Here is a 14,125-nt window from a genome sequence, read left to right on the forward strand (position 1 = left end):
GCGGCGGGGCCGGCGACTCGCTCCTCGGGCACCCGGCCGTCCGCGCCGCCGACGCGTACGTCACGGCCGACCTGCGACACCATCCCGCGTCCGAGGCCCGCGAGCAGGCGATGCTCGGCGGCGGCCCGGCGCTCATCGACGTCTCGCACTGGGCGAGCGAGTGGCTCTGGCTCGACGCGGCCGCCCGCGAACTCCGCGATGCCCACCCCGGACTCGAGGTCGTGGTGAGCGACCTCCGCACCGACCCGTGGGACTTCCAGGTCGTCCAGTGACCCGACCCGCGCCGAGCACCCCGACCTCGATCCGTCCCGTCCCGAACCCCACGAGGAGCACCACGTGAAGGCCAGCCCCGCCGACCAGGAGCAGTTGCTCCGCCTCCAGGCCATCGACACCCGACTGCAGCAGCTCGCGCATCGCCTGCGCTCGCTCCCGCAGACCGCCGAGCTCGCGTCCCTGGCGGAACGCGACACGGCGGTCCGCGGCCGGCGCGCCGAGGCGATCGGCACCCTCGAGGACGCCCGCACCGAGCTCGGACGCATCGAGTCCGACGTCGAGGTGGTCGAGAAGCGCATCGCCCGCGACGGCGACCGGCTGACGCACACGTCGTCGATGAAGGACGTCCAGGCGCTCGAGGCCGAGCTCGCCTCGCTCCGCAAGCGCCTCAGCGACCTCGAGGACGCCGAGCTCGTCGTGATGGAGAAGGTCGAGGCGGCCGAGGCGCACGTCGCCGGGATCGACCGCGAGCGGGCCGACCTCGCCGAGGCGACCGCGACGCTCGAGGCCGCCCGTGACGAGGCCGCCGGAGGGCTCGGCACCGAACGGGAGCAGGCGGAACGCGACCGGGCGACCCTCGCCGGGACGATCCCCGACGACCTGCTCCGCTTCTACGAGGACCGCCGGGTCCGAGGCGGCGGCATCGGCGCCGCCCTCCTCCGCCAGCGCACGTGCGGCGGCTGCACGATCACGCTCACCGGGTCCGACCTCGAGTCGGTCCGCCGCACCGCCGACGACGAGGTCGTGCAGTGCCCGGAGTGCGACCGGATCCTCGTGCGCACGGCCGAGTCCGGGCTCTGACCGGCGCACCCGGTTCGGAGCGGTAGCCTTGGAGGGCGAGCGGGTCGGCAAGACGGCCGCGTCGCCCGAGCGATCGGGTGCCGAGGAACGTCCGGGCTCCGCAGGGCAGGACGGTGGGTAACGCCCACCCGGGGCAACCCGCGAGACAGTGCCACAGAAAGCAGACCGCCACGGGCCTCGGCCCGCGGTAAGGGTGAAACGGTGGGGTAAGAGCCCACCAGCGGCCGCGGTGACGCGGTCGGCTCGGTAAACCTCGTCCGGAGCAAGGTCAGACAGGGGACCATGGGGCTGCCCGTCCCGTCCCCGGGTAGGCCGCTGGAGGGCTGCGGCGACGCAGCTCCGAGAGAGATGGCCGTCCAGCCGGTGTCGCGCAAGCGCCCGGTGAACAGAACCCGGCGTATCAGCCGGCCCGCTCGCCCCACCCGGTCCCGGCCGGCGCGCGGCTCAGAACCTCGCCGCGAGCGCGGCGGCGCCGAGGATGCCGGCGTTGTTGCGGTGCACGGCCGGCACGATGGGCGTCTTCAGGTCGAGCAGCGGCAGGAACTCCTCGTGGTGCTTGGACACCCCGCCGCCGACGACGAACAGGTCGGGGGAGAACAGGAACTCCACGTGCGAGTAGTACCTCTGGAGGCGCTCGGCCCACTGCTGCCAGGAGAGCTGGTCGCGCTCCATGGCGGAGTACGCCGCACGCGACTCGGCGTCATGGCCGTCGACCTCGAGGTGGCCGAGTTCGGAGTTCGGCACGACCACGCCGTCGAAGATGAGCGCTGAGCCGATCCCGGTGCCCAGCGTGGTCAGGATGACGAGGCCGTCCTCGTCCTTCGCGGCGCCGAACCGCGCCTCGGCGTAGCCGGCGGCATCCGCATCGTTGATGAAGTGGATCTCGCTGCGCAGTTCCTGCTCGAACATCCGTTCCGCCTCGAGGCCGATCCACTCGTCGGAGACGTTCGCCGCCGACAGCGTGCGGCCGTGCTTGACGATGGCCGGGAAGCACACGCCGAGGGGGAGGGCCGTGTGCCCGAGGTCGGCGACCTGGGAGAGGAGCTCGCCCGTCGCCTGCAGGATGTCGGCCGGACGACCGCCGGCCGGGGTCTTGACCTTGATGCGCTCGGTCACGAGCTCGCCGGTGCCGAGATCGACCACCGCGCCCTTGATTCCGGTGCCTCCGATGTCGATGCCGATCGCCCGCTCAGTCGCCATGGCGACACGATACCGCGCGGCCGGCGCGAGCCCGTGACGACGCGATCGCCCGGCGCCGGGTCAGGGGAGCGTCAGGATCTCCGCCCCGCGCTCGGTGACGACGAGCGTGTGCTCGAACTGCGCGGTCAGCGACCGGTCGCGCGTGACCACGGTCCAGTCGTCCGCCCAGACGTCCCACTCGGTCGTCCCGAGCGTCAGCATCGGCTCAATCGTGAACACCATGCCCGCCTCCAGCACGGCGGTCGCGGCCGGGTCGTCGAAGTGCGGGATCACGAGCCCCGTGTGGAACGCCCGGCCGACACCGTGCCCCGTGTAGTCGCGCACCACGCCGTAGCCGAACCGCTTCGCGTACGACTCGATCGCCCGGCCGATGACGTTCACCTGCCGGCCTGGGGCGACGGCGCGGATGCCGCGGGCCAGCGCCTCGCGCGTGCGGTCGACGAGCAGCCGCACCTCCTCTTCGGCCTCGCCGACCACGAACGTGGCGTTCGTGTCGCCGTGCATGCCGTCGAGGTAGGCGGTCACGTCGATGTTGACGAGGTCGCCGTCGTCGAGCACGGTGTCGTCGGGGATGCCGTGGCAGATCACCTCGTTCACCGACGTGCACGAGGACTTCGGGTACCCGCGGTAGCCGAGCGTCGACGGGTAGGCGCCGTGGGAGACGACGTACTCGTGCGCGATCCGGTCGAGCTCGTCGGTCGTCACCCCGGGGCGGATGGCCGCGGCGGCGGCCTCGATCGCGCCGGCCGCGAGCCGCCCTGCCGCGCGGATCCGCTCGACCTCGTCGGTGGAGTACCGGTCGCCGCCCGTGTTCGGCGAGGGCGCCGCGCGGCCCACGTACTCGGGCCGGGCGATCGCCGCCGGCACGGCGCGCGTCGGTGAGAGTCGGCCGGGGATCAGGTGGCCGGCTGGGTCCTTGGGCATAGGATCAGCCTATGTCGAGGGACGTCGAGCATCAGTTCTGGTACAACCTCAACACGGGTGAGGTCGAGGAGGGGTTGGTCTCGCCGGCCGTCGAGCGCGTCGGCCCGTTCGAGACCCGCGCCGAGGCCGAGCAGGCCCTCGAGATCCTCCGTGCCAACAGCGCGAAGTGGGCTGAGGAGGAGGCCGCCGAGGAGTGAGCGGCCCGCACGGCCGCTCGGGCCGTCAGTACGAGTGCTCCTCCGTCGGGTAGGCGCCCGAGGCGACATCCGCGCGCCATTCCCGGGCGGCATCGCCGAGCACGCCCGCGAGGTTCGCGTACTGCTTGACGAACCGGGGGATCCGGCCGGTGGTCAGGCCGGCCCAGTCGGTCCACACGAGCAGCTGTCCGTCGCAGTGCGGGCCGCCGCCGACCGAGATCGTCGGGATGTGGAGCAGTTCGGTGACCTGCCGCGCCGCGTCCGCCGGCACCATCTCGAGGACGACGGCGAACGCCCCGGCGTCCTGGACGGCCCGGGCGTCGGCGAGCAGCTGCTTCACGCCCTCGCCGCGCCCCTGGATGATGTGGCCGCCCAGGCCGTGCTCGCTCTGCGGCGTGTACCCGATGTGCGCCATCACGGGGATGCCCGCACCGACGATGCGGCGGATCTGCTTGTGGCTGCGTTCGCCGCCCTCGAGCTTGACCGCGTGCGCGCCCGCCTCCTTCATGAAGCGGATGGCGGTGTGCAGCGCCTCGTCGGGCCCGTTCTCGTACGAGCCGAAGGGCATGTCGGCGATGACGAACGAGCGCTCGACCGCGCCGGCGACGGCGCGCGTGAGCGGGATGAGCTCGTCGACGGTGACGGGAAGGGTCGTCTCGTAGCCGAGCACGTTGTTGCCGGCCGAGTCGCCGACGAGCAGGAAGTCGATGCCGGCCTCGTCGAAGATGCGTGCGGTGAGCTGGTCGTAGCTGGTGAGGCCGGTGATCTTGATGCCGTCGCGCTTGGCGTTCTGGAAGTGCCGCGTGCGGACTCGCTTGGGGCCGCCCGTGGCGCTCGAGGCGCCGCCGTAGGGGTTCTCGGCCACGGGGGCCTCGGAGGGGGTCGCTGCGCCGTCGGATGCGTGGTCGGACATGGCGCCAGTCTCGCACAGCACCGCCGTCATCCGGGCGGGAGGCCAGGGCCCGACCGACTACGCTGAGAGCATCGAGGAAGGGTGTGCATGGACAAGCAGCGCGACTTCGTTCTCCGGACCATCGAGGAACGAGGAGTCAAGTTCGTCAGGCTCTGGTTCACCGACGTCGTCGGCACGCTGAAGTCGGTCGCGATCGCGCCGGCCGAGGTCGAGGGCGCGTTCACCGAGGGCATCGGCTTCGACGGCTCGGCGATCGAAGGGCTCAGCCGGACCTTCGAATCCGACCTGCTCGCGTACCCCGACCCGACCACCTTCCAGACGCTGCCGTGGCGGGGCGACATCGACCCCACGGCGCGCATGTTCTGCGACATCACCACGCCCGACGGCGAGCCGGCGGTCGCCGACCCGCGGAACGTCCTGAAGCGCACGCTCGCTCGCGCCGCCGACGCCGGGTTCACCTTCTACACGCACCCCGAGATCGAGTTCTACCTTCTCAAGTCGTCGAAGTACGGCCCCGAGGGCCCGCAGCCGGTCGACTCGGCGGGGTACTTCGACAACGTCCCCGGCGGCACGGCGCACGACTTCCGACGCCGATCCGTCCGGATGCTGGAGGACCTCGGCATCTCGGTCGAGTTCAGCCACCACGAGGCCGGTCCGGGACAGAACGAGATCGACCTCCGCTACGCCGACGCGCTCACGACGGCCGACAACATCATGACGTTCCGCACGGTCGTGAAGGAGGTGGCGATCGAGCAGGGCGTCTACGCGACGTTCATGCCGAAGCCGTTCTCCGACAAGCCCGGTTCGGGCATGCACACGCACCTGTCGCTCTTCGAGGGCGACGCGAACGCGTTCTACGAGCCCGGCGCGCAGTACCAGCTGTCGAAGATCGGCCGACAGTTCATCGCGGGCCTCCTCCGCCACGCGAACGAGATCTCGGCGGTCACGAACCAGTTCGTGAACTCCTACAAGCGGCTCTGGGGCGGCGACGAGGCCCCGAGCTTCATCTGCTGGGGCCACAACAACCGCTCGGCGCTCGTGCGCGTGCCGCTCTACAAGCCGAACAAGGGGCAGAGCGCACGCGTCGAGTACCGCGCGATCGACTCGGCCGCGAACCCGTACCTGGCGTTCTCGCTGCTGCTCGCCGCGGGCCTCAAGGGCATCGAGGAGGGGTACGAGCTGCCCTCCGAGGCCGAGGACGACGTGTGGGCCCTGACCGACAGCGAGCGCCGTGCGCTCGGGTACCGGCCACTGCCGGCGAGTCTCGACCACGCCATCGAGTACATGGAGACCTCCGAGCTCGTCGCCGACACGCTCGGCGAGCACGTCTTCAACTACGTGCTCGCCAACAAGCGCGCCGAGTGGCGCGACTACCGCACGCAGGTCACGCCGTTCGAGCTGGTCCGCAACCTCGAGATCCTCTGACGGTCGGCACCGGATGACGCGCACCGCCCCGACCCTCGGTTCGCTGGCGCGCGCCGGCTTCGACGACCTCGACCTCGCGGCGGCCGAGTCGGTCGAGCTCGCCGAGGCGGCCGGCGTCGAGCCGGAGGAACTCGTCGACGCGCTCGGCGCGGCCGCCGACCCCGACCAGGCGCTGGAGGAACTCCGACGGCTCCACGAGCGTGCTCCCGAGCCGGTTCGCGCCGTGCTCCGCGATGCCGCGGCGCTCGACCGCGCCGCGCGTCTCCTCGGAGCCTCGCGCGGGTTCGCCGAGTTCTTCCTCCGCAACATCGACGAGCTGGCACTGCTGCACCAGCGACCGGCTGCGCCGCCATCGGAGGCCGAGGCCGCGGCCGAGCTGGTCGCGGCCGTGGCATCCGTCGACGCGTCGCCGGCGCACCTGGCCGATGCGGGAGCCCGTGCGCTGCGCGTCGGATACCGGCGCATGCTCGCCGGCGTCGCGATCTGGGACCTCACGCGTGCGGACGCCGTCGACGCGCTGGACGTCGTCGCCTCGAGCCTCGCGGACCTGGCCGGGGGTGCGATCGAGGCCGCACTGCACCTGTCCCGGAGGCTCGCCGCTCGCGGCGACGGGGAGCCGGCCGCGCCCGGACGCTTCCCTGCGGCGCAGGTCGAGGCGACGCGCCTCGCCGTCATCGGCATGGGCAAGGCCGGCGCCCGGGAGCTCAACTACGTGAGCGACGTCGACGTCATCTTCGTCGCCGAGTCCGCCGACGAGGAGGCCGCGACGACTCCACGCGCGCTGGAGATCGCGACGAGGCTCGCCATGGCGACGATGCGCGCGATCGGCGAACCCGGGATCGAGCCGCCGCTCTGGGAGGTCGACCCGAACCTGCGCCCCGAGGGCAAGGACGGCGCGCTCGTGCGCACCCTCGACTCGCACCTGCAGTACTACGACCGATGGGCGAAGAGCTGGGAGTTCCAGGCCCTGCTCAAGGCGCGCCCGCTCGCCGGCGATCCCGACCTCGGAGCGAGATATGCCGCGGGCGTCGCCCCGAAGGTCTGGTCGAGCTCGTCGCGTGAGGGCTTCGTCGAGTCGGTCCAGCGCATGCGGGAGCGCGTGACCGACCACATCCCGTCCGACGAGGTCGACGTCCAGCTGAAGCTCGGCCCCGGTGGCCTCCGCGACATCGAGTTCACCGTGCAGTTGCTGCAGCTGGTCCACGGTGCGACCGACGAGGCCATCCGCCAGGCCGGGACGCTGCCGGCTCTCGCGGCACTCGCCGAGCACGGGTACGTCGGCCGTGAGGAGGCCGCCGAGTTCTCCCGCGACTACCGGGTGCTGCGCGTCCTCGAGCACCGGCTCCAGCTCGCGCGGCTCCGCCGCACGCACCTGATGCCTCGCGATGACGCGGAGCGGCGGGCCCTCGCACGCGCGTCCGGGCTCGGACGCACGGCCGGCGAGATCACCGAGACCTGGCAGGCCACGCGGCGTCGCGTCCGCGGACTGCACGAGCGCCTGTTCTACCGGCCCCTGCTGTCGGCGGTCGCCGCCCTGCCCGCCGAGGGGCTCGAGCTCACGAGCGCGCAGGCCGAGGCGCGACTCGCCGCCATCGGCTTCACCGACCCGCGCGGAGCACTGGCGCACATCGCCGCGCTCACCGCGGGCGTGTCACGGCGCGCGACGATCCAGCGCCACCTCATGCCCGTGCTGATCTCGTGGTTCGCGGGCGGGGCCGACCCCGACTACGGCCTGCTCGCCTTCCGTCGGATCAGCGACGCGCTCGGCACCACGCACTGGTACCTCCGCCTGCTCCGCGACTCGTCGGATGCCGCGCTGCGACTGACCCGCGTCCTCTCCGGGTCGCGCTTCGCCGGCGAACTGCTCGAGCACATCCCCGAAGCGGTGGCGTGGCTCGAGGACCTCGAAGAGCTCCGGCCGCGTCCGCTCCCAGCGCTGCGGGAGGAAGGCGATGCCGTCCTCGCCCGCCACGGCGACCTGGAGGCCGCGGCGAAGGTGATCCGCGCGATGCGCCGTCGCGAGGTGCTGAGGCTCGCCCTCGCCGCCATCCTCGACGTCTGCACGGTCGAGGAGCTCGGCCACGGCCTGAGCGACGTCGCCGAGGCCCACCTGCAGTCGCTGCTCCGTGCGATCCGACGCGGCGACGACGGCATCGAGTTCGCCGTGGTCGGCATGGGTCGGTTCGGGGGCCGCGAGCTCGGGATCGGCTCCGACACCGACATCCTCTACGTCTACCGCCCGACGACCGCCGAACCGGATGCCGCGCACACCCGCGCGCTGAAGATCGTCTCGGAGCTCGTCCGGACGAGCGAGGACGCGCGGCTGCCGTTCGAACTCGACGCGGGCCTTCGGCCCGAGGGCCGGAACGGGGTGATCGCACGCTCGCTCGAGGCGTACCGGGCGTACTACGCCCGCTGGTCGCTCACCTGGGAGGCCCAGGCGCTGCTGCGTGCGCGCGGCGTCGCCGGAGACCGGGCGCTCATCGAGGCGTTCACCGAACTCGCGGACACCGTCCGCTACCCGACGACGATCGCCGAGCAGGAGGTGCGCGAGGTCAAGCGCATCAAGGCACGCGTCGAGAACGAGCGCCTGCCGCAGGGCGCCGACCCGACGCGGCACCTGAAGCTCGGGCGCGGTTCGCTGAGCGACGTCGAGTGGTTCGTGCAGTTGATCCAACTGGAGCACGCGTCCGAGGTCCCGTCGCTCCGGACCACGTCCACGCTCGACGCGTTGGCATCCGCCGTGGAGGCCCGGTTCATCGAGCGGTCCGACGCGGAGATCCTGCGCGCCGCCTGGATGTTCGCGTCACGTGCGAGGTCCGCGCTCACGCTCTGGCTGGACAGGACCACCGACGTGCTGCCGGTCGAGCGCACCCAGCTCGAGGGCGTCGCCCGCATCATGGGCTACGCGCCGGGGTCAGCCACCGCACTCGAGCACGACTACCTCGCCGTCACCCGTCGCGCACGGGCGGTCTTCGAGCGCGGGTTCTACGGCGCGCAGGAGCGTCGGGAGCCCACGGTCGGCTGAGGGCCGACCCCGCTCCCTCGCTTCGTGTCGACGCGAGACGCGTCGCACCACGGACGTCCTCGCCCGCCGAGCACACGAGGGCCCGTGTCGCAGAACGCGACACGGGCCCTCGGCTCTCTGGGGGATGGGGGGAGAGAGTCTAGACGCCGAAGTACAGCTCGAACTCGAACGGGTGCGGGCGCTGGGCCAGCGGCTTGAGTTCCTTCTCGCGCTTGTAGTCGATCCAGGTCTCGATGAGCTCCTTGGTGAACACGCCGCCCTCGAGGAGGAAGTCGTGGTCGGCCTCGAGCGCGTCGAGCACGGCGTCGAGCGAACCCGGCACCTGCGGAATCGCCTTGGCCTCCTCGGGCGGGAGCTCGTAGAGGTCCTTGTCGACGGGCTCGTGCGGCTCGATGCGGTTCTTGATGCCGTCGAGGCCGGCCATGAGCTGCGCGGCGAAGGCGAGGTAGGGGTTGCCCGAGGCATCCGGCGCGCGGAACTCGATGCGCTTGGCCTTGGGGTTCGTGCCCGTGATCGGGATGCGGATCGCAGCCGAGCGGTTGCCCGCCGAGTACACGAGGTTGACCGGCGCCTCGAAGCCCGGCACGAGGCGGTGGTACGAGTTCACCGTCGGGTTCGTGAAGGCGAGCAGCGCGGGGGCGTGGCGGAGGATGCCGCCGATGTACCAGCGCGCCACGTCGGAGAGCCCGCCGTAGCCGGCCTCGTCGTAGAACAGCGGCTTGCCGTCGTTCCACAGCGACTGGTGGGTGTGCATGCCCGAGCCGTTGTCGCCGAAGAGCGGCTTCGGCATGAAGGTCGCCGTCTTGCCCCACTCGTTCGCGGTGTTCTTGACGATGTACTTGAACTTCAGGATGTCGTCCGCCGCGTGGACCATCGTGTCGAACTTGTAGTTGATCTCGCCCTGGCCGGCGGTGCCGACCTCGTGGTGCGAGCGCTCGACCTCGAGGCCGGCCTCGATGAGCTTCAGCACGATGTCGTCGCGGAGGTCGGCGTGCTGGTCGACCGGGGAGACCGGGAAGTATCCGCCCTTGTACGCCGTCTTGTTGGCGAGGTTGCCGCCCTCCTCGGCGCGGCCGGAGTTCCAGGCGCCCTCGCTGGAGTCGACCGAGTAGAAGCTCGCGTTCTGCTTCACCTCGTAGCGGACGTCGTCGAAGATGTAGAACTCCGCCTCGGGGGCGAAGAACGCGGTGTCGGCGATGCCGGTGGAGGCGAGGTACTTCTCGGCCTTCTTGGCGACCTGGCGCGGGTCCTTGCCGTAGATCTCGCCGTTGCGCGGGTTGTAGATGTCGAAGACCATGATCAGCGTCCGCTCGGCGCGGAACGGGTCGATGTAGGCCGTCGAGACGTCGGGGATCAGCTGCATGTCGGACTCGTGGATCGACGCGAAGCCGCGGATCGAGGAGCCGTCGAAGAGCTGGCCGACGGTGAAGAAGTCCTCGTCGACGGTGGAGGCCGGGATGTTGAAGTGCTGCTGCACACCCGGGAGATCGGTGAAACGGATGTCGAGGAACTTGACGTCCGTCTCCTTGATGAACTTGAGGACTTCGGAAGAATCACTGAACATGTGACGGTGCTCCAAGGGCAGTAGATGGCGAGGACGCAGTCGTTCGACCGGTTGCGACGCTATCCGGGTGGGGTTTCCCTGCCGTGACGCCGATGTTTCGACCGTGTTACACGGTGCGCGATCGGTAGACTCGTCCGGTGCCAGACCCCGTGAACCCCACCGGCGACATCCCACCCAGCACCTACCCGGGCGAACGTCTCGGGCTTCCGGAGGAGGGGACCGGATCCGTCGGGCGAATCGGCCGCCGGATCGCTGCCATCATGGTCGACTGGCTCATCGCGAACGTCATCGCGCTGCTGGTCGGCCCGTACGCGTCGACGGCGCAATCGTGGGCGACGCTCGGCATCTTCGCGCTGATGCAGGTGCTCTTCATCCCGACGATCGGCGGCAGCGTCGGACATCGCCTGCTCGGCATGCGCGTCGTGCCGGTCCGCGGCGGGTGGATCGGCCCGTGGCGTCCGATCGTCCGCACGCTCCTGCTCGTGGTCGTGGTCCCCGCGCTCGTCTGGGACTCCGACCAGCGCGGTTTCCACGACAAGGTCGCCGGCACCGTCCTGATCCGCGCCTGACCGGCGTCCCGTGCCGCAGACGGGTGCGGCATCCGCTCAGGTGAACGGATGCCGCATGCTGTCGTCGCAGCTCAGCGCATGCGACCGCGCTGCGGGCGAACGCGCATCGGGTCGACGCCCTTCGGGATCGGCAGCGACGCCTGGAGCGAGTTCAGCCGATTGGTGACCGCGAGGACCTCGGGCTTGGTCAGGGTGCGCTTCGACTTCCGGAGCGTCGCGGCGAGCCGGTGCAGTTCGACCGAACCCTCCTCGTGGCCCACCGAGAGCGTTCGCACGGGAACGTTCGGCAGCACGCGCTCCACCTTGCGCTTCTCGTCGGCGAGCATGCGCTCGGTGCGCGACCGCGGTCCCTCGCTGATCAGCACGACACCGCCACGACCGACCGCGCGGTAGACGGCGTCCTGCGTCTTGCCGTTCACGGCCACCGGCATCTCGTTGCCGACCCAGTTGCCGCGGAGACCGCTTCGGAGCACAGCTCCGACCGCACCGGGCTGTCCGTCGATCTGCGAGTACGCGGCGCGCTCCGCACGCCGGCCGAGGATCACCAGCGCGATGAGCAGGCCGGCGAGCACGCCCGCGATGACCCACAGCGCGATCGTGAAGCCGTTGCCGCCGCTCAGCCACAGCGCGAGGCCGAGGCCGACGGCGACGGGTGCCAGGAAGCCGAGGAGCATGAGCCACTGGGCGCTGGAGTCGTAGCGGCGGGTCATCTGGAAGACCTGCCACATCTGCTTCATGCGGCCGGGCTCCTTCTGGGGCTTGGGAGCGGACCCGGCGTCCTTGGTGCGTGCCATGCGTCAAGGATACCGGCGGACGAGGCGCCCCTCGCACCGCGAACGGCGGTCCGAGGGGCGCCTCGTCACGGGACGAACCGCGTGGTTCAGCCCACCGCCTGCGCGAACCCCAGCGAGGCGTCGGCGAGATGCGCGAGTTCCCCGGGCAGCTCGCGGCCCTTCGCCTGCATCGACTGGGCCCACAGGCGACCGGCGCGATAGGACGAGCGCACGAGCGGTCCGGCGAGCACGCCCAGGAAGCCGATCTCCTCGGCCTCCGCCTTGAGCTCGACGAACTCCTCCGGACGCACCCAGCGCGCGACCGGGAGGTGGCGTGGGCTCGGCCGGAGGTACTGCGTGATCGTGATGATGTCGGTGCCGGCGTCGTGCAGGTCGCGGAGCGCCTGCGAGACCTCGGCGCGCTCCTCGCCCATGCCGAGGATCAGGTTCGACTTCGTGATGAGGCCAGCGTCGCGCCCCTGCGTGATCACGTCGAGGGATCGCTCGTACCGGAAGGCCGGGCGGATGCGCTTGAAGATGCGCGGGACCGTCTCGACGTTGTGCGCGAACACCTCGGGGCGCGCCGAGAAGACCTCGCCGAGCAGTTCCGGGTTCCCGGAGAAGTCGGGCACGAGGATCTCCACGCCGGTGCCCGGGGACTGGGCGTGGATCTGGCGGATCGTCTCGGCGTAGAGCCATGCGCCCTCGTCGGGCAGGTCGTCGCGCGCGACGCCCGTCACCGTCGAGTAGCGCAGCTGCATCCGCACCACCGACTCGGCGACGCGACGCGGCTCGTCCACGTCGTAGTCCGCGGGCTTGCCCGTGTCGATCTGGCAGAAGTCGCAGCGTCGCGTGCACTGCGAACCGCCGATGAGGAAGGTCGCCTCGCGGTCCTCCCAGCACTCGTAGATGTTCGGGCAGCCCGCCTCCTGGCAGACCGTGTGCAGGTCCTCGCCCTTGACGAGCTGCTGGAGCTGCCGGTACTCGGGGCCCATCCTGGCGCGGGTCTTGATCCACTCGGGCTTGCGCTCGATCGGGGTCTCGGCGTTGCGGACCTCCAGGCGCAGCATGCGCCGTCCGCCGGGGTCGGCGCTCATGCGGCCACCGCCCGTGCGAACTCGGCGTCGAGCCGTGCGCGCACGACGTCGGCGACGTCGGCGGGCGTGACCGTGCGGTCGAGCACGCGCGACATGGTGGTGACCCCGGCGTCGCGGATGCCGCACGCGATGATCTTCCGGTACGGCTCGAGCGAGTTCGAGCAGTTCAGGGCGAAGCCGTGCATGGTGACGCCCTCGGCGACGCGGATGCCGATCGCGGCGATCTTCTCCTCGACGCCGTCGCGCACGATCCACACGCCCGACCGACCGTCGACGCGCGTGCCGTCGATGCCGAACTCGGCGAGGACATCGATCAGCACGCCCTCCAGCCGTCGGACGTATCCGACGACGTCGATCGGCTCGACGAGGCGCAGGATCGGATATCCGACCAGCTGGCCGGGACCGTGCCAGGTGATCTTCCCGCCGCGATCGACGTCGACCACGGGTGTTCCGTCGGTCGGACGTTCCTCGGGCGAGGTCCGCTTGCCGGCGGTGTACACCGGCTCGTGTTCGAGGAGGATGACGGTGTCCGGCCGCTGACCGGAGACCACCGCCTGATGGACGGCGCGCTGGAGGGAGAGGCCCTCGCTGTACGGCACGGAGTTGGCGCTTAGCCCCGTGTCGACGTAGTCGAGCATGGGTTCAGTCTAGGCGGCATCTCGTCCTCCACCGGCCGGTGGTCTCGGGTACCGGGCACAGGGGGTCGCGCGTCGTGCTCCGTGCAGGGGCTTCGCGGCATGCTCTGTCGTCATGGTCCATCGTTCGCGACGCGAGGCCCGCTCCGCCGGCCGACGCACCCGACGTTCCCATCCCGAACCCTCGAGCGTCGAGCGTCCGATCGTCGCGGACGCGGTGCTCGGGGGATACCGGCTGCTTCGCAGGCTCGCGTCGGGCGAGCGCGCCGACGTGCACCTCGCGGTCGCCCGACAGGCGCCGAGCGGTTCCGCCGATGCACCCGACCCCGAACGCGCGCTCGTCGTCGTCCGCGTCTACGATCGCACCGCAGACGATGATGCGATCGCGACCGAGATCCAGGCGATGGAGCAGGATCCGACGGGCACCGTGCCGCGGCTCCTCGACGTCGCCGCGTTTCCCGACGGCCGTGCGTGCCTCGTCGTCGAACGCATCGGAGGACGATCGCTCGCATCGATGCTCGACGGCGCGAACCTCTCGCCCGGCCAGGCGGTCACCGCACTCGCGCCGCTCGTCGTCGCCGCGCGGGACCTCGGACGCCGCGGGTTCGTGCACACCCGATTCGCACCGTCGGACGTGCTCGTGGACGAGGCGGGCCGCCCGCGACTGATCGGCCTCGGCGCCCTCGAGCGGACCGACGCGCGCGTCCCCGCCGCCGAACGCGTCGA

Annotated in this window: 14 protein-coding genes and 1 other RNA gene; 8 read left to right on the forward strand and 7 right to left on the reverse strand. The window is 71.2% G+C overall.

The features are described 5' to 3' along the window. The 3 genes from ESO86_RS03635 to rnpB all read left to right on the forward strand — a co-directional run. Window positions 1-272, forward strand: a 272-nt coding sequence (locus ESO86_RS03635; protein ID WP_207207005.1) for a Nif3-like dinuclear metal center hexameric protein, incomplete at its 5' end; no start/stop codon positions are given. 64 nt (window positions 273-336) lie between these two features. Then, a complete protein-coding gene (locus ESO86_RS03640; protein ID WP_129233528.1) occupies window positions 337-1,074 on the forward strand; it encodes a zinc ribbon domain-containing protein in 738 nt (245 codons plus the stop codon). Window positions 1,075-1,114: 40 nt separating this feature from the next. After that, window positions 1,115-1,490: RNase P RNA component class A (gene rnpB / locus ESO86_RS03645), an RNA gene on the forward strand. A 28-nt stretch (window positions 1,491-1,518) separates the two neighbouring features. Here rnpB and ppgK read toward each other — a convergent pair. Continuing rightward, window positions 1,519-2,274 (reverse strand): polyphosphate--glucose phosphotransferase, encoded by a 756-nt coding sequence (ppgK, locus tag ESO86_RS03650; protein WP_129233529.1) that lies wholly within the window; start codon window positions 2,272-2,274, stop codon window positions 1,519-1,521. 60 nt (window positions 2,275-2,334) lie between these two features. After that, window positions 2,335-3,198, reverse strand: a complete 864-nt coding sequence (gene map / locus ESO86_RS03655; RefSeq protein WP_129233530.1) for a type I methionyl aminopeptidase — start codon at window positions 3,196-3,198, stop codon at window positions 2,335-2,337. 11 nt (window positions 3,199-3,209) lie between these two features. On the opposite strand from map, the gene ESO86_RS03660 reads away from it, so the two are divergent. Further along, window positions 3,210-3,395: an SPOR domain-containing protein gene (locus ESO86_RS03660; RefSeq protein ID WP_129233531.1), complete on the forward strand. Its 186-nt coding sequence runs from the start codon at window positions 3,210-3,212 to the stop codon at window positions 3,393-3,395. A gap of 25 nt (window positions 3,396-3,420) precedes the next feature. Here the strand turns inward: ESO86_RS03660 and panB are convergent, their stop codons facing one another. Continuing rightward, window positions 3,421-4,308, reverse strand: coding sequence for a 3-methyl-2-oxobutanoate hydroxymethyltransferase (panB, locus tag ESO86_RS03665; RefSeq protein ID WP_129233532.1), 888 nt, complete (start codon window positions 4,306-4,308; stop codon window positions 3,421-3,423). An 87-nt stretch (window positions 4,309-4,395) separates the two neighbouring features. On the opposite strand from panB, the gene ESO86_RS03670 reads away from it, so the two are divergent. Then, complete coding sequence (locus ESO86_RS03670) at window positions 4,396-5,733, forward strand: glutamine synthetase family protein (RefSeq protein WP_129233533.1); 1,338 nt, start codon at window positions 4,396-4,398, stop codon at window positions 5,731-5,733. Between the two features lie 13 nt (window positions 5,734-5,746). Next, window positions 5,747-8,761, forward strand: a complete 3,015-nt coding sequence (locus ESO86_RS03675; protein ID WP_129233534.1) for a bifunctional [glutamine synthetase] adenylyltransferase/[glutamine synthetase]-adenylyl-L-tyrosine phosphorylase — start codon at window positions 5,747-5,749, stop codon at window positions 8,759-8,761. A 139-nt stretch (window positions 8,762-8,900) separates the two neighbouring features. Here the strand turns inward: ESO86_RS03675 and glnA are convergent, their stop codons facing one another. Further along, window positions 8,901-10,325, reverse strand: a complete 1,425-nt coding sequence (gene glnA / locus ESO86_RS03680; RefSeq protein WP_129233535.1) for a type I glutamate--ammonia ligase — start codon at window positions 10,323-10,325, stop codon at window positions 8,901-8,903. 137 nt (window positions 10,326-10,462) lie between these two features. Here glnA and ESO86_RS03685 point away from each other — a divergent pair, with 137 nt between their 5' ends. Continuing rightward, complete coding sequence (locus ESO86_RS03685) at window positions 10,463-10,894, forward strand: RDD family protein (RefSeq protein WP_129233536.1); 432 nt, start codon at window positions 10,463-10,465, stop codon at window positions 10,892-10,894. 71 nt (window positions 10,895-10,965) lie between these two features. Here ESO86_RS03685 and ESO86_RS03690 read toward each other — a convergent pair whose 3' ends face one another. From ESO86_RS03690 to lipB, 3 genes are all read right to left on the reverse strand, one after another. Continuing rightward, window positions 10,966-11,688, reverse strand: a complete 723-nt coding sequence (locus ESO86_RS03690; RefSeq protein ID WP_129233537.1) for a DUF4191 domain-containing protein — start codon at window positions 11,686-11,688, stop codon at window positions 10,966-10,968. An 86-nt stretch (window positions 11,689-11,774) separates the two neighbouring features. Then, the gene (lipA, locus tag ESO86_RS03695) at window positions 11,775-12,764 is read right to left on the reverse strand and encodes a lipoyl synthase (RefSeq protein WP_129233538.1); all 990 of its coding nucleotides are present in this window, start codon (window positions 12,762-12,764) and stop codon (window positions 11,775-11,777) included. Further along, window positions 12,761-13,402 (reverse strand): lipoyl(octanoyl) transferase LipB, encoded by a 642-nt coding sequence (gene lipB / locus ESO86_RS03700; protein ID WP_129233539.1) that lies wholly within the window; start codon window positions 13,400-13,402, stop codon window positions 12,761-12,763. Before lipB ends, lipA begins: the two co-directional genes overlap by 4 nt. A gap of 112 nt (window positions 13,403-13,514) precedes the next feature. On the opposite strand from lipB, the gene ESO86_RS03705 reads away from it, so the two are divergent. After that, window positions 13,515-14,125 (forward strand): protein kinase (locus ESO86_RS03705; protein ID WP_340638832.1); only part of this gene is annotated, 611 nt, incomplete at its 3' end.

This window comes from Agromyces binzhouensis, from assembly GCF_004135055.1.
Taxonomy (GTDB): domain Bacteria; phylum Actinomycetota; class Actinomycetes; order Actinomycetales; family Microbacteriaceae; genus Agromyces; species Agromyces binzhouensis.